Source organism: Roseimaritima multifibrata, from assembly GCF_007741495.1.
Taxonomy (GTDB): domain Bacteria; phylum Planctomycetota; class Planctomycetia; order Pirellulales; family Pirellulaceae; genus Roseimaritima; species Roseimaritima multifibrata.
Genome location: NZ_CP036262.1, coordinates 871,266 through 891,941 on the forward strand (window position 1 = coordinate 871,266; position 20,676 = coordinate 891,941).

General features: G+C 53.9%; 12 protein-coding genes. 4 read left to right on the forward strand and 8 right to left on the reverse strand.

Translation table 11 applies throughout. The features are described 5' to 3' along the window. Window position 1: 1 nt before the first annotated feature. Together FF011L_RS03310 and FF011L_RS03315 are read left to right on the forward strand one after the other, a co-directional pair. On the forward strand, window positions 2-937 hold the full coding sequence (locus FF011L_RS03310) for an amidohydrolase family protein (protein WP_145350137.1): 936 nt from the start codon (window positions 2-4) through the stop codon (window positions 935-937). Between the two features lie 71 nt (window positions 938-1,008). Then, a complete protein-coding gene (locus tag FF011L_RS03315; RefSeq protein ID WP_145350138.1) occupies window positions 1,009-2,013 on the forward strand; it encodes a threonine ammonia-lyase in 1,005 nt (334 codons plus the stop codon). A gap of 11 nt (window positions 2,014-2,024) precedes the next feature. Here FF011L_RS03315 and FF011L_RS03320 read toward each other — a convergent pair whose 3' ends face one another. The 3 genes from FF011L_RS03320 to FF011L_RS03330 all read right to left on the reverse strand — a co-directional run bounded on the left by FF011L_RS03320 (window position 2,025) and on the right by FF011L_RS03330 (window position 6,515). Further along, complete coding sequence (locus FF011L_RS03320; RefSeq protein WP_145350139.1) at window positions 2,025-2,411, reverse strand: hypothetical protein; 387 nt, start codon at window positions 2,409-2,411, stop codon at window positions 2,025-2,027. Window positions 2,412-3,468: 1,057 nt separating this feature from the next. After that, window positions 3,469-5,070: an alkaline phosphatase D family protein gene (locus FF011L_RS03325; protein ID WP_145350140.1), complete on the reverse strand. Its 1,602-nt coding sequence runs from the start codon at window positions 5,068-5,070 to the stop codon at window positions 3,469-3,471. Between the two features lie 152 nt (window positions 5,071-5,222). Then, the gene (locus tag FF011L_RS03330; protein WP_218932988.1) at window positions 5,223-6,515 is read right to left on the reverse strand and encodes a nucleotide disphospho-sugar-binding domain-containing protein; all 1,293 of its coding nucleotides are present in this window, start codon (window positions 6,513-6,515) and stop codon (window positions 5,223-5,225) included. 119 nt (window positions 6,516-6,634) lie between these two features. Here FF011L_RS03330 and lpxB point away from each other — a divergent pair, with 119 nt between their 5' ends. Beyond that, window positions 6,635-7,816 (forward strand): lipid-A-disaccharide synthase, encoded by a 1,182-nt coding sequence (gene lpxB / locus FF011L_RS03335; protein ID WP_145350142.1) that lies wholly within the window; start codon window positions 6,635-6,637, stop codon window positions 7,814-7,816. Window positions 7,817-8,014: 198 nt separating this feature from the next. Here lpxB and FF011L_RS03340 read toward each other — a convergent pair whose 3' ends face one another. From FF011L_RS03340 to FF011L_RS03350, 3 genes are all read right to left on the reverse strand, one after another. Continuing rightward, complete coding sequence (locus tag FF011L_RS03340) at window positions 8,015-11,776, reverse strand: serine/threonine-protein kinase (protein WP_145350143.1); 3,762 nt, start codon at window positions 11,774-11,776, stop codon at window positions 8,015-8,017. A gap of 109 nt (window positions 11,777-11,885) precedes the next feature. Next, window positions 11,886-13,337, reverse strand: a complete 1,452-nt coding sequence (locus FF011L_RS03345) for a DUF1501 domain-containing protein (protein ID WP_145350144.1) — start codon at window positions 13,335-13,337, stop codon at window positions 11,886-11,888. Beyond that, window positions 13,330-16,482, reverse strand: coding sequence for a PSD1 and planctomycete cytochrome C domain-containing protein (locus FF011L_RS03350; protein WP_218932989.1), 3,153 nt, complete (start codon window positions 16,480-16,482; stop codon window positions 13,330-13,332). Before FF011L_RS03350 ends, FF011L_RS03345 begins: the two co-directional genes overlap by 8 nt. A gap of 122 nt (window positions 16,483-16,604) precedes the next feature. On the opposite strand from FF011L_RS03350, the gene FF011L_RS03355 reads away from it, so the two are divergent. Next, window positions 16,605-17,429: an AraC family transcriptional regulator gene (locus FF011L_RS03355; RefSeq protein ID WP_218932990.1), complete on the forward strand. Its 825-nt coding sequence runs from the start codon at window positions 16,605-16,607 to the stop codon at window positions 17,427-17,429. Window positions 17,430-17,449: 20 nt separating this feature from the next. Here the strand turns inward: FF011L_RS03355 and FF011L_RS03360 are convergent, their stop codons facing one another. Both FF011L_RS03360 and FF011L_RS03365 read right to left on the reverse strand, forming a co-directional pair. Continuing rightward, entirely contained in the window at window positions 17,450-19,066 is a 1,617-nt protein-coding gene (locus FF011L_RS03360; protein WP_246109704.1) for a DUF6798 domain-containing protein, read from the reverse strand. 49 nt (window positions 19,067-19,115) lie between these two features. Further along, window positions 19,116-20,609: a SpoIIE family protein phosphatase gene (locus FF011L_RS03365; RefSeq protein WP_145350147.1), complete on the reverse strand. Its 1,494-nt coding sequence runs from the start codon at window positions 20,607-20,609 to the stop codon at window positions 19,116-19,118. Window positions 20,610-20,676 lie beyond the last annotated feature (67 nt).

The window sequence follows — 20,676 nt, forward strand, 5'->3', positions numbered from 1 at the left end:
CATGAATATCACTCGTCGAACATTTGTCCAAGGTTCGGTTGTCGGCGCCGCTGCCCTTGCCAACGGAATTGCAGTTGCCGATCAGACTGCCGCCACAAAACCCGCAGCAGGTAATTGGATCGATGCCCATGTGCATGTTTGGAGCCCTGATACGAAGAAGTATCCAACCAGTCCCGAGATCCTGAAATCGGATTTTCAGCCCGCTAGTTTTACTCCGCAAGAATTGTTTGCCGAATGTGAACCGTCGGGAGTCAACCGAATCGTTCTGATTCAGATGAGTTTCTATAAATACGATCACAGCTACATGTTCCAGGCGATGCGTGACAACCCAGGCCGGTTTTCGGCGGTTGCGTTGATCGATTATCAGCGGCCGGATCTGCGACCTCATGTCGAAAAAATGTTGGGAAAAGGAGTTCGCGGTTTTCGTTTGCATTCCCACGGTGACGCGGGAGAGTGGGTTACGGATCCTGGGATGGCGAACCTTTGGAAGTTAGCCACCGAGTTGGATTTTGCAATCTGTCCGTTGATCAATCCGAATGATATTCAGCATGTCGATTCGCTCTGCCAGAAATATCCAACAACCAAGGTCGTTATCGATCACTTTGCACGAATCGGTGTTAGCGGTCAAATCGAAAAGGAACCGCTTCGTCAATTGTGCCGTTTAAGTCGATTTGCCAATACGCATGTTAAGACATCTGCTTTTTATGCACTCGGCAAAAAGACGGCTCCCTACGATGATCTCATTCCGATGATCAAGCAGGTCTACGACAGCTATGGTCCGGAACGTTTGATGTGGGCAAGCGATTGTCCGTTTCAAGTAGCCGATCCCCATGAATACGAAGCCTCGATTGCTCTGATTCGTGATCGTATCGATTTCCTTAGCGAAGAAGACAAACAGTGGATGCTAAAGAAGACTGCCGAAAAAATGTTCTTCTAGGACGCGGCTCTCTTTCTTGCGATGCGTTTCCTCTGCCAGCCCTTATTCATTCCTGTACGATTTTTTCTGCCATGCCTAGCTTCTCGGTCGCTTCAATTTCGGATGTCTTGGACGCAGAAAAGGTCATCCGTCAGCACCTGTCGCCGGTACCGCTGATTCGTTCCTATGCGCTGGAGAAAGAACTAGGGCTTGAGCCTGGCCGCCGCGTCTGGATTAAGGATTACGGCTGGACGCCTGTCGGTTCGTTCAAGTTGTTAGGTGCCGTGAATTGGATGGCGAGGAACCTTGACCGAATTGCAGATCGCCCTGTTGCGGCACACTCATCAGGAAACTTCGCTTCCGGACTTGCCTTCGCAGGGCACGTGTATGGGAAGCGAGTGATTATCGTGATGCCGGAGGATGCACCGAAAATTAAATTCGAACGGACCGGATCTTTTGGTGCAGAAATACGCACCTACGACAAAACGACCGACCATGAAACGGGCGAACGAGATCGTTTGACTCGAGAGATTGCAGAAAACGAAAACGCCGTACAGGCTTCCCCTTATGACGACAATCATGTGATTGCAGGAAACGGGGTCGGAGGTCTGGAAATCGTGCAACAACTAAAGCAGCAAGACCGAGATGTATCGCACTTCGTCTGTGCTGTTAGTGGTGGAGGCCTGATGGCCGGTCATGCGCTCGCCATCCGTGACGGTTTTCCCGATGCCCGCATTATCGCTGTCGAACCATCCGAAGCGGATGATTTCCGCCGCTCGCTAGAGGCCGGAGAACGTTTGCGGGTCGATCATCCACTTAGCATCTGCGACGGATTGTTGTCGTACGATGTCGGCGAGCACAATTGGCCTATCCTGCGAGACCTTGTCGACCAAGCGGTCACCGTTGACGATCAGCAGACCAAGCAAGCGATGCGGTGGCTGGACGAAAAGCACGGCGTACGCACCGAACCGTCGGGGGCGATTACGACGGCGGCCTTGCTGGCGCAAACGGTGGATCTTTCAGGGACGGGGGATGTGGTTGTTGTGTTAAGTGGACGCAACGTCGACCCCGATGCATTTCAGAACTGGATCCAGTAAAGCCTCGCTTCTCAGCGAATGACTTTATCGTCTTTCGATGCGTTCCCTTGTGGATTGGGGCTTACCTTGTCCGCAAGGGTTTCCATGTACTGAATCCGTTCGTCCACTTGGCGGAGCAGCGTCTGAACGACCATTATCTTGGTTTCAAGCTCGGCCTTCAGTTCACGCTGCAGATCAAACATCGCCCCTTGCCAGCGAAGTGTTTCCACGGGAGCGTCTGCCAACGGCATGCTTTGCGGCTTGCTGGCTGCGACCTTTTTGAGTGCTTGGCGATGCTGGCGATCTTCCTGCCGATAACGTTTTTTAGACTTCATCTGCCGCCGGACAAACACCCAACCCATCAAGACAATTCCAGCCAACATCATCAGCTGAGGGAATTGCGAGGAAAAATCGAGCATTTCTTCGGTCCTAGGAAGTGGCAGGCTTTGGGGGCTTGAGCGTTCACTCGGATTTATCGGCACCCGGCTGGGAAAATAACAGCATTAGCGAAAGCGTGCAGGTTAAACCGGTTCTAACACCTAGGGTGTTTTCCTGTTAAAGGGTTAGCCTGCCGAACGGAATCCGCCGTCGCTGTCGATCATGCGAAACTCCAACGGATTGGCCGTTTGCAGGTACAAGTCTCTTTGTGGAAAGGCGATCGAAATTTTTGAATCGCGAAATAGACGATCGATACTTCGTCGTACTTCCGTTTCGATCTTTCGGTTTTTTGGTCTTCCAAAATCGCGACAACCGCTTTCTGCTGAGAGGGAAACACGTCGATCTGCTTTAGTTGTTCAACGTGGCTTTCACCGGTGGAGGGCATGCTTGGTGGAGTATCTGGTTGATTCTCCGATTCGGCTGGCTAAGCCGCTTGCTTGGCCTCTTTCTATATCATTACCACGCGAAGTTCCGAGGCGACATCGGCCTGTTTCTTGTCCAACGATTTTGGATCGACAGACATTAGCTGCCAACATGGGGTACGGAAATGGTAGCTGTGGTCCTAGTTGCTACCATCGAAGGGAGTGGCCCTGAACGTCCCTTTTCCGCTTTCAATCTCCCGTGGAAGAGGATCGATTTCATCACGAGCGGAATTCAGTTGACGCCTGAATCCAGCTGAGGAATGGCGGTCTGCGGCAGCCAGTAAATGCCAAAGCGATTGCGACGGCAGCTCGATTAAGTCGGGCAATGAGGCAGCAATCTTTGGATGACTTTGGCGGATAAGGCAAGAAAAGAACCGTCCAGGACTCTTCTCACAACGCAATCCAAACCGCCATGATCAACCCCTCGTTTGATGGTTGATCTTCGTGCGAATCGTCCATTATTCCGAATCTGCTCGGAAATAGACGCCCCGGGCAAACTAGAGGTTCAGCCGGCCCCACATCGGTTCAGCTCTCCAGGCTGGATTGCTAAACCGATGCCATGCGTCCTGGGCGAATGATCCGCTGCTCTTCTAGGGAGAGCAAGCGGGCCGCGGTTTTAAGCTGAAAACGCGCCTGGACGACCGGATTCAACGACAAAACTTGCTCGCGTTTGCGACGTTCCACCAGGCTTTAACACGTCGTCAACGACAACGTAATCGCTAACCCAGTTTTCAGGTGTCAAAGTACACCGCACGTAACCGCGTTCGCGATTGTAGAACTGGATCCCCGGGTTGTGGGATCGTAACCAATCGTGATCCTTCGGCTTCGCTGCGCCATTTCCGCCGCTGGAAATCGATGTCCCAACAAATTCTGTTGCCAGTACGGGCGTTTCTGGACGCTGGTCGTCCAGTCGTAGGTTATTCACCCAATTGCAGTGAATGTCACCTGTTAAAACAATCGGATTGGCAACGCGGCGATCGGTGAGGAATTGAAGTAACTGGCGACGTTCCGCGTTGTATCCAGGCCACTGGTCCATCGAATATTCTTGAGCTTCGCTTTTGCCTTGGAATCCGACCATCCCCATCATTACTTGCTGAGCCAGCACATTCCAGGTCGCTTCGGATTGCAGCAGGGATTTGCCCAGCCAGTTCTTTTGTTTGTCTCCCAACAGCGTGTTGGTTTTCGCCGAGGCAGCTTCATTCAGCGGAGAGCGTCGGTCGTTGTTGGGTTGATCCGAACGGTATTGACGGGTGTCGAGGATCTGGAAATTTGCCAAGCGGCCGAATGAGGCCGTTCGGTATAGCTGCATCTCGGGACCTTGCGGCAAACAAGTCGTTCGCAGCGGCATCATCTCGTAGTACGCCTGATATGCATTGGCGCGTCGAATCAGAAAATCAGCGACGTCGATCCCTTTCTGTTCACTGATGTCAGCGGCACAGTTGTTGTCGAATTCGTGATCATCCCATGTCACCAACCATGGGCAACGGGCATGCATGGCTTGCAGTTGGGCATCCCCCCGATATTGATTATGCCGGATACGGTAGTCTTCCAGCGATTCAATTTCTTTCCCGTGGTGCGTCCGCACTTTGCCGTTGCGTCCTGCTTCGTACTCGTAGATGTAATCTCCTAGGTGGAAAACCAAATCCAGTTCGTCTTCTGCCATTTGCTCGTAGGCGGTGAATAATCCTTGTTCGTAGTTCTGACAGGAAGCGAACGCAAACTGTAGTTTTTCAGGGAGGGTTTCCATCGCCGGCATGGTCCGAGTCCGTCCGATTGGACTGACAGCGTCTCCCGCAGTGAAGCGATACCAATACCAATGATCGGGACTCAAGCCATCGACCTCGACATGCACCGAATGCCCCAGTTGCGGCGTCGCTACCGTGGTGCCCGAGGCGACCACTTTGTTCATGGATTCGTCGGACGCGATTTCCCAGCGAACCTCTACCGCGTTCGCGGGCATTCCGCCAAACGGCTGCATGGGTTGAGGAGCTAGTTTCGTCCACAACACCATGCCGGTGCTGTTTGGATCCCCGGACGCGATGCCAAGCGTGAATGGGTCTTCGCTAAATTTCGGACTGGGATCCGCCCACGAGGTTCGTCCCAGCAATGGCAATGAAGCAAGTGAGGCACTGTAAGCAAGCAGCAGGCGGCGATTCAGACCACCTTGATCACGAAGGGCTGCGCGAATTTGTTTTGCGTTCGGTTGAAAATGAGTCATCGGAATCTAGCGGGGACAAAAGGGAATAAAAGCAGCCAATTGTTGTCACAGCACAACCAAGTCGGCAATGAATCGCAACGGGTAGTAATTCTAACCGCACGTTGGAATGCGACAGCTTCACGTGTTACCAATTCGCCCAGGTTCATCGAAACTTAACTTCCTAGGTTGGTCTGTCCTTCGCGAATGACTGGCTGGTTAGTCGACAACGCCCGCTCGACTATTTCCGCTGCTCGAGAGGCACCACCGTTGGTCAGGATATCCTCCTGAATCTGGGCCGCCCGTTGGCGATATTTTGGGTTGGACAAAACGTCGGAAAAAGCTCTTCGTAGATCGGACACCTGTCGCTTTCGCGGAATCATCATCTTGCCAACCCCCGAATGCTCGATCCTTGCGGCAACGCCAGGTTGATCGTTGGTTACTGGAAGCGCGACCATCGGTACTCCTTGGGCGAGCGATTCCGATGTGGTGTTCATCCCCGCATGGGTAATGGTCATGGCGGCCCGCTTCAGGAGTTGTAGTTGCGGTGCATGTGGAACGATGATCGGCCCGGGCGGAAGGTCGGGCAACGTCGATGGATCGCTTGATCCGAGTGAGACGACCAACTGCGCATCCAAGCCCTGACATGCTTCGATCAAGTTTCGAAACGTCCCAAACAAGCGATTTTGTAACGTCCCCATCGATGCATAGATCAATGGCTGGTCGTTCAATCGCTCGTACGGAAACGGCACGCTCGCCCGTGATTGTTCCTGCGTCCAAGACCCGACGTAGTGGAACCAAGGAGCGAGCGCTTGCCGAGGGAAATCAAACGATTCAGGAAGTTGGCATAGTTGTGCCAATGGCGAATCCAACTGCGTGAGCGAGCGACAGGGGGGCTGCTTCCATTGTCGACGATGTTGGTTGATCAATTTCAGTGCTGGACGGCTAAGAAAATCGATACCCCGCCAACCCATTTGATTGCGAATTCGACCCAGCCAATCGGAGCGGTAGTTCCAGTGAAAAGCAGGAGGCGGGACGTTCGGTTCACGATGGAACGTCAACGCGTTACAAATCGTCACGAAAGGAATCTGCATCGACTGGGCAACGGCGATATCTGCATGACGAAGTTGATCGATAATCAAACCGTCGACCTGCAGGCGTTTTAAGATGGCCGGCAGTTCTTGCAGGATCACCGACGAAAAATCTTGTGCATGGTTAAGCGTGCACCGGACCGCCGCAAATCCTTCCAATCTTCCCAATCGAGAGGCAAGCTGAGGGATCGTGCCCGTGGGGAAAGCGGTTTCGCCGAGTGGATGGTACTCCAGTCCTGCCGCGTTGACGGCACGCTGAGCGTCCCTCACCCCCACAAAGGTTACCTTGTGCCCCCGTTCGCGAAGCTGCCACCCAATCGCCAGGGTCGGATTTAAATGGCCGGGAACTTCGGGGCAGAGGCAGGCATAGTGAGCCATAAAGGCGAATCCCCTGGCACTTTGTAGTGGAATCAATATTGACGCCAATCGACGTTTCGCACTATAGCGTAGGGTACCGTATTTATCCGCGTAGGCCCTCTGTTCATGGTAGTTCGAAGATGTCGCAACGGCTGTTCTTTTCCGTGGGAGAGCCCAGTGGTGATCAGCATTGTGCGCGATTGATCGAATCCTTGAAGAAGGAGGCCCCATGCTTGGAATTGCGAGGCTTTGGGGGCCCGGAGATGCGTCGAGCGGGCTGTCAGCTGGATTTCGAGCTGACAACGATGGCGGTCATGGGAATCGTTGAAGTTCTGCCAAAAATTCGCGAATTCTTCCACTTGGCTGATCAAGCCGAAGCCATCTTTGCTAGAGGGGATGTCGACGCTGTATTGCTAGCCGATTTTCCGGGGTTCAATTGGCACATCGCCAAACGAGCCAAAAAGTACGGCTTGCCGGTCTATTATTACCTTCCGCCTCAGTTGTGGGCGTGGGCACCGTGGCGAATCAAGAAGATGCGCCGAACGGTCGACAAAGTTCTTTCGGTGCTTCCGTTTGAAGCTAATTGGTATCGCCAGAGGAACGTTGACGCCGAGTATGTCGGGCATCCTTTCTTCGACGCCGTCGCCGAATCAAAATTGGACAAGGCCGTACTAGCCGACTGCCAACGGCAAATCGATTCCGGACGACGGTTGGTCGCGATTCTTCCCGGCTCACGGCAGCACGAAGTGACGCGAAACTGGCCCGTCATGCTGGATGCGATTCGCCAGCTGGCAGCAACCTATCCCGATGTTCGCTTTTTGGTCGCTGCGTTTCGCGACAAGCAATGCCTCTGGTGCCGTGACCAGCTGACGGCAGAGGATCGCAACCTGCCGATCGATTTCTTTGTTGGTAAAACCAGCGAAGTCATCGAAGTTTCCGAATGTGCGATGATGGTATCGGGATCGGTCAGTTTAGAAATGATGGCCCGCAAGACTCCGGCGGCGGTCATTTATCGCGTCGGTCGAGTCTTCTACGCGACGGCGAAGATGATGGTGAATATTCCTTACATGACGCTTCCGAATATCATCGCTAACGAGATGGTCTATCCGGAGATGGGGTCTTGTGGATCGCCACAAGCGACGGTTGATTTCCTCGTCCAGCATGTCACACGGATGCTTTCCGATACGGAATACCGCACGGAGCTCTCACTGAAATTAGACAATTTGCATCGAGAGGTTGGTCAGCCGGGGGCAACAACCAAAGCGGCCGTCAAGATCGCTCAGTTGATGGCCGGCCCCTCCAGCTATGCGAAGGTGGCGTAAAAGTCCAACATGGGCTGACGGCAGCCCGTCCGACTTTGCGTCTCTTCTGGAAAGGCATGCACCGTTAACTCGCGTGGGCTCAGCGATCGCAGCTTTGAGAGGGCGTTCTTTCGCGGAGCGAAAGGCGACAATCGTTAAATCAACAGCGCGCCTTGCGTGGGGCTGCCCCTTTTTCGCTACCTTCGGTCTTCGCCATTTCTATTGGTCTGGACGGGCATCTTTGGTTGGGCGAGGCGCGGTGTATAGCCTAAGACTAGCGACGGGATCTTGAACTCGCATTTCTTCTAGCAGTTCGTGCAGACGCGATGGTCGCGACCTTCTGCCGGGTCGGTACTCTAAGCCATCCAGGGCAATCCGCCGGAATGGCTCTAGTTGCTGCTGATCCGCCCCTTTGGCGGCTGCGGTATACAGTTCTTTTGCTTGATCGGTCTGACCTTTCATTTCGGCAATTCGGGCGAGCATCAATTGGCCAACGACTACCGCGAATGGAACGTCTTCTCGAATCAGCAAGCGAGCTTTCCTGGAAACGGTATTCAGTCTTTCCCAGCTCTGTTCTGGGTTGGCGACAGCCAGCTGAAGTCCGACCGTTCCCTGCAACCAACTATCCCAGATCCGTCCCGCTTGCATGCGGAGGATGCCTGATTTTTTTAGTTGCCCTCGATACAGCTTTATTATTTTCTCTGCGTGATCAGGGCGTCCGATGTACATTTTTCGGAGTATCAACGCCACGTGCTTCAAAACGTCCAAGAACTGCCATTGCGGGTCGTGTCTTCTCGCTTTGGGAAGTTGGCTTCGCTTCTTTACCCAGGCCACATCTCCGTTGAACAGTGCTGCGGTCGCAGAGAATCCTGTCGTCGCCGTATCGAGCGTAAATTGGTCGTCACGATCCAGTGCATCGTGTTGCATGCTCTGAGCCACCAACATTAGCTGATCGATTCGCCCAAGAAAAAAGTAAGCGGTCAAAACAGGGAATTGCGTATGAACCGACTCGAAAACCATTCCGCGGCATTGTTGCCGGTATAGAGTGGAAGCTTTTTCCAACGAGAAAATGCAATCGGCATAGCTGGCTTGCAGCCAGTAGTGGTAACCGCGTGCTGCTGCGGTGTGTGCGATCGCATCGACATTCTCATCCTCTTCAACGCGCGCGTCCATTTCCGTCAGCAAGCGTGCGGCACTCCGTCTCCACCAGCCAGGGTTGTAGCTGCCCAAAACCGCATACGCGACAGCTCCACGCAGCCGCGCTGGCGACCCATCGGGCAGGTGAATCTTCAGCAATCCAGCGGTGATCAAATTCGCGGCATAGTGGTTTTCATAAAACGCTAACGCTCGCGTTACCTGAAAACAAATCCGCACGCGTTCATTGATCAGAGGATCCTCTGTTGCATCCACAGCGGAAGAATCGGACGCCGCGGGAAGACGGTATCCGCCGCGCCAGCGGAGTCGTAGCCTATTGCAGATGATTGAAAGGTTGCTTCGCCAGTTTGATTTTGGTGTGGGCAATCCCAGCCGAACTGCCAAATCAACAATGATGCTGAGAGCTTGCTCAATGTTCCCGGCGCGAATGAAACTTTCAGCTGCGGCAGCTTGGCACCAAGCTGGGTTTTCCGCTTGCGGATGTTCTGCCATTTCCAGATAGATCTGACCTGCTTCGGTCGATCGCTCGCCAGCAGTGTAGGCATCGGCAGACTTTTTCAGTTGTTCAAAAGCAGGTTCCGGAAGCAAATGCTGTGATGCCCGATAGTGCCATCTTCCGGCTTCGTAGAACGCATAGCGAGTTTCGGCTTCGTCGGCGGCTCGGATGGCATACTCTGCGCCCTTCTCTGGAAGATTTGCCTGGAAAAGATGCCCGGCGATCCGTGCTGCCGAGACCGATTCGCCTTCTTCGATCAGCCGCTCGGCCCATTGGAGGTGAGCTTGCTGCCACTGCTCCGCCGGCAAAATATCACTGAGCGCTTCCAGGATGGTGTCGTGAAAAATCTCTACATGGTGCGTGCTTGTTCGTTTGCTAAGCCACTGTTGTTGCAGTAACTGGGACAATACCTCACGTCCCGCTTCTCCTAAGTTCGTGATCTTCATGGCCAACGCAATGTCGACCGGCCCGCCAGCGGCGGCGATATGCGTTAGTAAACCACGAGCTGGTTCGGAAAGTCGTTCCAGCCGATGACGCCAAAGGCAACGAATATCCAAGCTTGTGTTATTAGACCAAGCGGCTAGTTCATTTGGTTTGGCAGCGGACATTCCGGCCGCCAGCTGCAACAAGTGATGGCAGTTCCCATTTGCCATTTGGACGACTTGCTGAATGATCGAATCGGTGAGAACGATTCGGCTTAGTTGTAAGTGACGCCTTAGAACTTCTTTTGATTCCGTTTCGGTTAATGGATCCAATCGCAATACAAATTCGGGACTGAGATCGGGCGGAATGAAATCATCGCGTGAGGCAGTGATGACGGCGAACAGGCCATGGACTTCTTTTTCCAGGCGGCGGATCAACGCCAAGCTATCTTGGTCAGCCCACTGGAGGTCATCGATAATGAGAATGACCGGGCCGTGTCGACAGACTTGGCTGGTCAGGTGGATCGCCGCGTCATTCGCCTCCGCCTGTCCTAACGAGCGATCGCGAGAGACTTCATTTGCCTTTTTCAAAACCCCGCGTAAGACGGGGAAAGAATAATGCAAGATCTGGGTGCTGACCGGATCCAGTTCCAGTTGCTCCGCGTTCGGTCCGCTGTACCTTCGAGCGAGCACATCGACCATTTCGTCAAATGCTTGTAACGGAACCTCTTCCCGGCTGCGGCACTGGGAAGCGAAGACCTGCAACCATGCGTGTTCTTTCAGCTGCTCTCGAATGGCATTCAAAAAACGAGTTTTTCCGATTCCTGGAGAGGCCGTCACGTGCAGGCGTCTTGCCTTGCCAGCGACCATCAGTGAAAGCCATTCGCGAACCTCTTGGATCGATTTTTCGCGGCCGACAATTCGCAGTTGCCATGGATTCACTAACAGCGACGAAGTTGCCTCGCTGGAATCGGCGGCCGTGGAGGCGATTTCCCAAGCGGTCGGACGTTCTGAAATCTCTACCTTTAGCATCCGCCGAATCAGGCGAGCCAATGGTTTGGGGGTATCGACTGGCAGCAACCCGTCGGAACTCATGTGTAATCCATGCCGGAACGGGTGGCAGCTGCGGATCAACTTGACCAGCACTCTCCCCAAACTGAACATGTCGCTGCCGGGCGGATAGTTCTGTTTGGTCAGAACCTCCGGTGCCATGTACTTGCGATTTCCTGCCACATAGGCGCGGTGTCCTTCCGGGTCCCAAACCGGATCGAAGGATCCGATCATTCCATAATCAATCAATCGCAATCGGCCCGTTTGATCGATTAGCAAATTATTGGGTTTGATGTCCCGATGGACCAATTGGTTCGAATGCAGCGCGTGCAGTGCCCGCCCGGCGTCTCTGAGAATGGAATTGATGCGATCATAAAAGACCGCCGCAGAATCGATTCCCTCGGCTCGAATCGCCGGTACTAGCGGCAAGCCGTCGATCTGCTCCATCGTGATAAAAGAATGCCCATCATGCTGATAAAGCCCGTACAGCATGACCAAATTGGGATGGAAGATTTCCGCAAGGGCACGGAAGCCTCGCTTTAGTCGATTGATCGTGTCGGCGTCAGGATGGAAGAGAACCTTTAACGCCAAAGTGCTTTGGGTTTTTAAGTCGGTGGCACTATAGACCGCACCGGTCGCCCCACGTCCGAGCAGTTTGTTTAGGCGGAACCCGCGGACTTCGGTCCCCAGTTTCCAGGGCAAAGATTTTGTTCGGCCGCTGGAACTATTGCGGCCATCGTCCGTGTCGAGGTCACCGTTTTCTTGCAGTTCGGTGCCGTCGTCGTCTTCGTCGTCAAATCCGAGCCCCGATCCGTCAATATCCACCCAATACCTCCCCATCATTTCCGTGTCGTCCACGGCCTGCCCGTACGACTGACAGGTAGTTTAATTACCTCACTTGGGGACGATATCCCCTTACTTCCGGAATCATGAAATTATCGGTCTGAAATGATTTCACCTGTTCATTCTACACGACCAGATCGTGGACAACTCGCGCCTCCTCGACCCCGGTTAGGCGGGAGTCAAGTCCCTGAAATGGGTAGGTGAAGCGTTCGTGGTCAATGCCCAATAAATGGAGAACCGTGGCATGCAGGTCCCTCACGTGCACTGGATTCTCGATTGCATTGTAACTGAATGCATCTGTTGCCCCATAAGAAATTCCTTTCTTGATTCCACCCCCTGCCAGCCAAAGCGAAAAACACCTTGGGTGATGGTCACGGCCACCTTCCGGGCTGTCCCAAGCTCCCTGTCCTGCCACGCTGCGTCCGAATTCTCCTCCCCAGATAACAAGGGTGTCGTCCAGCATGCCTCGTTGCTTCAAGTCTAAAACCAATGCCGCGCTCGCTTGATCGGTATCGCGGCACCGCGCCGTGCACCAGCTGCGTAAGCGGCTGTGATGATCCCAGTCAGGATGGAACAACTGAATAAAGCGTACGCCTCTCTCCGCCAAGCGACGGGCCAGGATACAGTTGGCGGCATAGCTTCCCGGGCGTCTGGAATCGGGGCCATACATCTCAAACGTTGATTCCGGTTCGTCGCGAACATCGGTTAGGTCGGGGACGCTGGATTGCATCCGGTAGGCCATCTCGTACTGTTGGATTCGGGTTTCAATTTCAGGATCGCCCGTCGACTGATGACGCATTCGGTTCAGTTCGTTCATTCCGGTCAACATCTTGCGACGCAATTCACTGGGCATTCCCGCCGGGTTTCTCAGGTATAGAACGGGATCGGCCGCACTCCGCAATTTGACTCCTTGGTAAACCGACGGCAAAAACCCACTTCCCCAGTAGTGGTCATAAAGTGGTTGGTCGCTTCCCCGTTTCATTTTCGAAAGCAGGACAAGATAACTGGGTAAATCTTGGTTCTCGGTGCCCAAACCGTAGCTGCACCAGCTTCCGATGCTGGGACGCCCGGTCAAAGGGTGCCCGGTTAGGAATTTTGTCATCGCTGGCGCATGATTGATTTCGTCGGTGACCATCGATTTGATAAAACACAATTCATCTGCAATTGCAGCCGTCTTGGGTAACCAGTCGCTCACGGTTGCCCCTGAATTGCCACGTTTCTTAAAGGCGGCATGAGAAGGCATGATCAATTGTGGCTTACCTTTGGTCATGCCCGTCAGACGCTGCCCACCGCGCACGCTTTCCGGCAGTGGTTTGCCTGCCTGCTTTACCAGTCCTGGCTTATGGTCAAACAATTCAATCTGAGAGGGACCCCCTGACTGCGTTAAGAAAATAACCCGTTTTGCGCGGGGGGCAAAATGGGGAAGCGCGGCCGTAGAAGCGGCTGCCGACTGGGAAGCCTGCATCAACTGCAACGCCATTGCTCCCAGCCCAACTCCAGCACCTTGTCCAAGGAAGTATCGCCGAGTCTGTTGCAGTTGAGCGGTTTGAGGGCTTGTGGAGGGATTATTATTCATGGGTGATCGCCTCGTCTAAGTTGAATACTAAACCGACGACCAAAGTTGTTACTGCTAGTCGAACGGGACTGGATTGGGGAGCGGGCAACTGCCCAACCGTCACGAATTCCATCGCATCATCAGGGTGTTCTTGATAGTACGCAAACGCTTCGGCGTACGTTTCTTCAAGGACCGTGATTTCCGTGTCGGTTGGAGGACGCTGCAAGATTCGTTGATAGATTTTTGTCAGCAACTTGGCATCCGTGGTTTCCTTGCTCAATAAATTGCTCAATAAATTGTCCGCCAAGTGTCGGGCCGCTTCCTGTGCCGTCAGATTGTTCATCAGCACGAGCGCCTGAAGCGGTGTGTTCGTGCGACGCGGAATAACCTCACAGGTTCGACGCATCGCATTGTCAAATAGAAACGTAGGCGCACTGCTCCGCCGCCAGAACGCATAGAGGGTTCTTCGATATTGCCCCGGACCAATCGTTGGTTTGTAGGTGAACCTGCCCATGAACTGATCCTGCCAGATCCCGGGAGGCTGGTAGGGGAAGACCGGCGGCCCACCGACCATCGGATTCAGCAGCCCGCTCTGTTGTAAACATGCATCCCGGATCATCCAGCTGGGCAAGCGAAAACGTGCTCCTCTTGCCAACCAACGGTTTTCGGGATCGTCTTGGAGAAGCGAAGGCGAAACCACGCTTGATTGCCGGTACGTACGGCTGGTGACGATTCGTTTCACAAGGTGTTTAAGGTCCCAATCATGGTCCATGAAATCGACTGCCAACCAATCAAGCAAGTCTGGATGCGTCGGCGATTCTCCTTGTAGACCAAAGTCGCCCGGGGTGCGGACTAGGCCTGCTCCAAAAAATAGTTGCCAAACTTGGTTGACGATCACCCGTGCTGTGAGCGGGTTTTCTTTGGAGACCAACCACTCTGCCAATGCAAGGCGATCGTAAGCGGTTTGCGTGGAGGGATCGTTCGGTCGTGAAGGAATCGCTGTGGGGAATCCGGGAGGAACGACTTCGCCATGTTGATCCCAGACCCCGCGCAAGAGGACGTGTGTTTGCCTGGGCTGGGCCCGTTCTTTCAAAACGGTTACCAATAATTCTCCACCAGCTTTTTCAGTCGCACGACGTTGTGCGACCGCTCGCTGGTGCCGTTGGTTGGCTTCCTGCCATCGAGCGTCATCCAGCAAGAACTGCTCTCGAAAGTCCTTCACAAGTTCGGGAGCCATGTTTTCAGTAAGGTCGGATGCCGTCGCGTCTTGTTTGGACGTTCCTTCATCGGAGCTGGGATCCGCAGGTTGTTTGGTTTCGTCTGCAGCCTGAAGTGACTGGGCCAGTCGCTCCATCGGCATCGGCTTTAGCGAACGGACCGCTTTGCCTCGCTGGTCGGTTAAGGAAAGCGTGAATTTCGCGATCAGTTCGCGTGGGGCCAAAGATCTTTGCATCATGATGATCTCTAGCTGTTCGTCTTCCTGCAAAACCAAGGGATCTTGCAGTTCGAAAACCGCTTGCTGAATCGCATCGACCGGTTTCGTCCGGGTGGTCCACCCGGTTCGTGGATCGTCATCCAAAGTGCCCGACACATTCCCGTACTTTTTGTCTTTCCCCGTCCCGTTTTGGCTGGCCGCTGCTTGGCGTAAGGGAAGTTCGGTCAGGTCACCGTTTCGGCGATTACGGACCTGCAGTTTGAAATTAGTAAGAATGAATTCACCGCTATCGGCGAACGAATACTTACCGTCGGTATGCGATGGGTCCGCGAGCACTTGCAGTCGCACACCGGTGACTCGTGCTAAGGGAAGTTCCTTCACGATCAGGTGATAGTCATCTTGATGATGCCCCTGGTCACTGGCATTGAAATGCCCTTCGGGACCTGGTGTCAACTTGGTGCCTTCGGTCGACCAGACCTCGGTGGCCCGGATCGGGTGCCAAGCTTGAAAACCTGACTTGGCTTGCTGATGCCATTTCTGAAGCTGCTTTTGAAAGGCGGGTTCGGCATCCTGTTGTACTTGTTGCAGCGCTGCTTCTAATTGCTGCTCCAACCGTTGTGCTTCTGCGATTGCCGGGGCCGTATGCGGAGACCGATAGGACATGAATGGTTTTGCTCCACCCCCTGCAGCACCACTTTCGTCGATGCTGTCAAAAAAGGCGGTCAGGCTGTAGTACTCTTTCTGAGAGATCGGATCGAATTTGTGATCATGACACTGTGTGCAACCCAAGGTTAGCCCCAGCCATAACGTCCCCATCGTGTTGGTTCGATCCAGTACGTAATCGACGCGTGATTCGGCCGGGTCGCGTCCCCCTTCACCGTTGTGCATGTGGTTTCGATGAAAGCAGGTCGCCAAAACCTGTTCATCGGTGGCATCGGGCAATAGGTCGCCTGCAAATTGCTCAATCGTAAATTGGTCAAAGGGCATGTTTTGGTTAAATGCATCGACGACCCAATCACGCCACGGCCAGTTTTCGCGGGTGGAGTCTTGTTGGAAACCATCTGTGTCGGCATATCGAGCTCCGTCCAACCACCACATTGCCATCCGTTCGCCATAGGCAGGACTGGCCAGTAATTCATCGATCCATTTTTGCCAATCCGCTTCCGTTGGTGTTTCGCCCAAACGTTTCATCGCTTCTTCCGTTGGCGGCAAACCTGTTAGATCAAAAGCCAATCGGCGTGCCAGCGTATGCACTTCTGCGGAAGGTGCTAAAGCCAATTCTTTTAGGGCCAGTCGTTTTTGGACGAAGGAATCAATCGGATGCGAAGTGTTTTCGGATTGAGCAATCGCTTGAGGCATTTCAAAAGCCCAGTGTGCACCCCATTTCGCGCCTTCGGTAATCCAGCGTTCCAGTTTGGCAACGGCTTCCTCGTTCAGTCGATCTTTGTGTGAATCTGCAGGCGGCATTAACGCGTCGGGGTCCTTGCTCTTAATCCGCACTAACAGCTCACTCGCATCAGGATCGCCAGGCACGATCGCTGCGTAGCCCCCCAGATCGGCTACCGCTCCCTCGCGCGTGTCCAGGCGAAGTCCCGCTTCGCGTGATCCTTCATCAAATCCATGACAAGCAAAACAGTTGTCCGAAAGGAGCGGACGAATATCGCGACTGAAATCAATCGCCTCTTCCCCGTTGGCTGGAATCGCCAAGCAGAGAAAAAGGAGAAGCGACACGAGGCCTCTTCGATCATTCGTGAACGTGCAAATCATGGTTAATAAAACAAATGGAGCTGGGAAGCTGTTTTAGTTACTGGGGGTTCGGCAACCGCAGAACTTTGGCTGGACCAATCACTAGTATGACTGGTCGCCGCGACAAACGATTGGCGAATGCCGGCGGTTTTTTGTATTATTTCCGCATGAATGTAAATCAGCCAGCGATAGAACCGATTCGTTTTTTTACGGATTTAGCAGATGCAAACGGATTGATTGACCTTTTCCGGACGTTGCCGGGGATTCATTTTTTTGCTAAAGATAGGGCAGGTCAGTTTGTCGCCGCCAACCGTCCATCGCTATTGCGCAACGGCCTTCGCAGCGAAGCGGAGATCCTTGGCAAAACCGACCATGACTTTCACCCTCCCGCAATGGCCAACGGATATCGCTCTGAAGATTGCGAGGTGATGGATTCGAGGACGCCGCTGCTCAACCAGGTCTGGCTGGTTTATGACTATCGGAACGTGCAGGAGTGGTTTGTTTCGTCAAAAATTCCGCTGTTTGACCGCGAGGGAAATGTGGCGGGAATCGCGGGAGTCATGCGGCCGTTTCTTGAAACGATCGATGCGTCGCCCTATCGCCCTTTTTCCGCAGCGATCACCGCGGTCCTTGAAAGGTATAACGAAAAGCTGAGGGTTGGTGAATTGGCTGCGTTGTCGCAATTGTCGATCAGCCAGTTTGATCGCCGTTTTCGAAGCTTGTTCAAGATGTCGCCATCTCAGTACATTCTCCGCGTTCGAATCAATGCTGTTCGTAATCAGTTGTCCCGTAGCGATACCCCGCTACTGAAGATTGCGATCGCTTGTGGATTTTACGACCAAGCTCAGATGAGTCGAAATTTCAAACGTCTGACCGGCATGACGCCGCTAGCCTACCGCAGGACCTTTACGCTTTCTCGTTCGTCGCAGTAAGTTTGAAAGGACACGATCCGTCAAGGCAACTGATAGACTGCGTAGTACTTGTTCTTCGTTAGCGGTGTTGGGTAGAGCGACTGAAGAGGAAGCCGGTACGGAACGGCACGTCGATCGACGACCATGTATTTAGCGCCGTATTGCTCGCGATACCGCAGCAGTTCACTGTACTGGATGGTGACTCGGAACCTTCCCAATTCGGGTGGGAACACATCATCAAAACGCGTTTGCCAAATTTTTAAATTAGGGACATCCTGGGGGACGTCTTTAAAGTTCACGACTTCCGCACGTTCCGCATACCATTTAAATGTTTGCTGATGTCGCGGAGTCAGGAAGACAGCGTCAGGATCGGTGTTCTCTTGAATCCATTGGCAAACACGCTTCCATTCTTGAAAGACTTCTTGTCGTTCCGCCATGGAAGTCTCTTGCGCATGCCCCTGTGCCGCTCGGTCACAGGAAGCTGGCAGATTGACCTGCTGCCGTTCGATCCCCAGCCAGGCGATACAGGCAACACTTGCCACCGATAACGGGATGGCGATCGCCCATCCGCATTTCTTTCCCCAGCGACAGTCAACGACAAATAGTCGTACCGTGGCAATCGCCAGCAGTAGTGGCACCGCCGCGTCGGTTAAGCGGAACCAATAGTACCGCAGTAATTTTGCCGCCAAATCTGGATGGGATTCGGGTAGCATCCCAATCACCAGTCCGATCCCCGCCAGCAGCACAGCCCCGATGGTGAAGAGCGTTAGGTCTTGCAGTCGTTTTCCGATCGGCTGGATCGCGACAATCGCCGCGGTCAAGAGAATCAACACACCATGGCGAATGTACCAATGGGCGGGGAAATCAGCAGGCAATAGATGATGCGGGATCCGTTCGTAGACATACGTACGTGCGGCAGCAACAGCGTCCTCGGGAGCTGTTCCAGCGGAAAGCCATAGTGCCGGCAGCAGACCGAACAATGCCAGTCCGCCTCCGATCGCCAGTGGCAGCAGTTGGCGTACAAGTGAACCACGTCTTTTTCCACTTGCGATCCAAACCAAGCCTGCGGCGAGGACCGACCAGCCTCCGACCAAAACATGGAAAGCACTCGCGGCCCCCAGCAACGGCCAGACCCAGGACCACCGTCGACAGACCATTCGTTCTAAAGCGAATAAGACAAAGGCATAGGCGGGTACTTTTGCTTCGATGCCACCGACCACCCATTCACCCGCTAAGTTTCCATATTGGATTCCCACGATCCAAATGCAAGCGGCCAGCGGACTGACGTAACGTTTAGGGGCGATCGCCCAGCACAATCGCTGCCAGCCAATCGCCAGCATCGACCAGCCGATCAGTCGCCCGATCCAGGCCGCAGCATCCAATGAGACGAACCGAGTCCACCAACCGAACGTCCAGTAGAACGTTGTGTGGGCTTTGCCGCTGGTCACAAACAAATCGTTTGCACACCAATCGGGTTGCCAAAACTGTTTCGCCTTGGCTAAGTAATGAGCCTCGTTGATCCCGGGTGTGGGGTCTCCGGCAAAAATCACAAAGACCAAAAGGATCAACCAAGCTTCCCAGCATCGCCAAAGTTTGGAGCAAGGCTGGCTTTCGTCGAAACCAGCATTCGCTAGCGAGGCTTGGGTTGGTTGATTCACGGCAAAACCAATCCATTCAACAAAGGATAAGATCGCAGGCGGATGTTATTTATTGACGGCAGAGGATGGCCGCCGTGCAATCACCAACCGAATCTGCGTTGACGATTGATCGCCAGAGTGCCGGAATCACTTCGTGCGGGCCTGCCTGTATATGCTCCGAAACGATCGCGGCGATTTCTTGTTGGGTCCAGCCGCGTTTATTCCGTTCTGCGGATTTTATCATATTGCCCGTTGCTGCCCACAGGACTTCGCCCGGTTGTAAACGGAAAGCGATATCGACCGGTTGGTAGTCAGGAAAACTGCACAGTGGCTGGGAATCTTTGGTGAGTACCCGAAATCCGTAGGACGAAAGGACCATCGCGTGGGTCGACCCAGCACAGGTCAGCACTCCCTCGCCTGTTTCCGGATCGATGTTTGCATACAGGAGGGAAACCAATTGTTCTCCTGTGTTGGTTTGCCAGAGGGTGTCGGCAACCCGCCGCACCAGTTGGTTGGGTTTTAACCGGTAGCCGGAATGGGACTGGAAAGCGGCCCGAGCGGTCGCCGCGATCATCGCTTTATCAAGCGATTCTGAGTGAGCTTCGGCAACGGCGAACCCAATTTGACCGTCGGGAAGAATGTCCCATGTGTGCCAGCTTCCTGCGACTGGCGAATCACTGTGAGTGCATCCATCGACGTACCAGCCTTTGGCCAGCGGCATCGCTGGAGGCAACTGCAGTTCCTGCCACATTGAAACCGCTTTCAGCGTGATGTCTGTTTTCTGTTCAGACCGAACGCGACGTAGCAACCGTTCGGCTCGGATTTCGGACGCTATCGACGATGCTGCCAATCGAGCGACCGCCAATGCCGTCGAATCGATATCCATCGCGATGTTGTTCCAGATCCAAAGGGTTCCAATTGGAACACCTCCTTCTGCGACGACTGCACAGATCGCTGACGCAAAGGGTTCAGGGCTGCTGTAGACTTCGTCAGTGGAATGGCAATCTTCGATCGCAACGACGTCCGAAACCATCGCTTCAAGGTCCGCGAGGGCTCCTCGCAGCGAGCGTGGAGCTACGACCAAACGCGGCGGTTGTAAGCCATATTGGGCTCGCATTTTAAGCGAGGAAGTATCGTCGTCCAGCATGTAAAACGCAGCGGCGACGCAGCCGATTCCTTCCGCCGCGCCCATTAGCACGTCGCTCAATCGAGCCGAGAAATCGGATTGTTGTTCGGGGTCGGCCAAAGGTGTCGTGGTGACCACCAATTCGGCTTCCTGGCGAACCACTGCCTGTTCGGCTTCGCGAAGTCGTACGATTAGGTTTGCCGCACTTTCGGCAAGCATCCGTGCGGAAGCTTTGCTGAGGGTTGATTGGTCCGCCGAAACAACCGGCAATAACTTTGGAGCTCCAACGCTTCGTGAACGCTGGTCTAGACGCCAACCCGTTTGCTCGGTGAACGATTGCCAGAACGTGGCCATCTCGTCCGTAAGCTGAGGGTCATTGGTTTGGGAAGGGCGAGCGCCTGAGTGTAGGCGAAGATAGTTTGGAGTTGTCGTTTTCACGGATATTGGCTTGCTGGTTGCCAGGCAATCCGTGCCTGTTGGATGTTCCGCACTTCCCGGCGGTGAT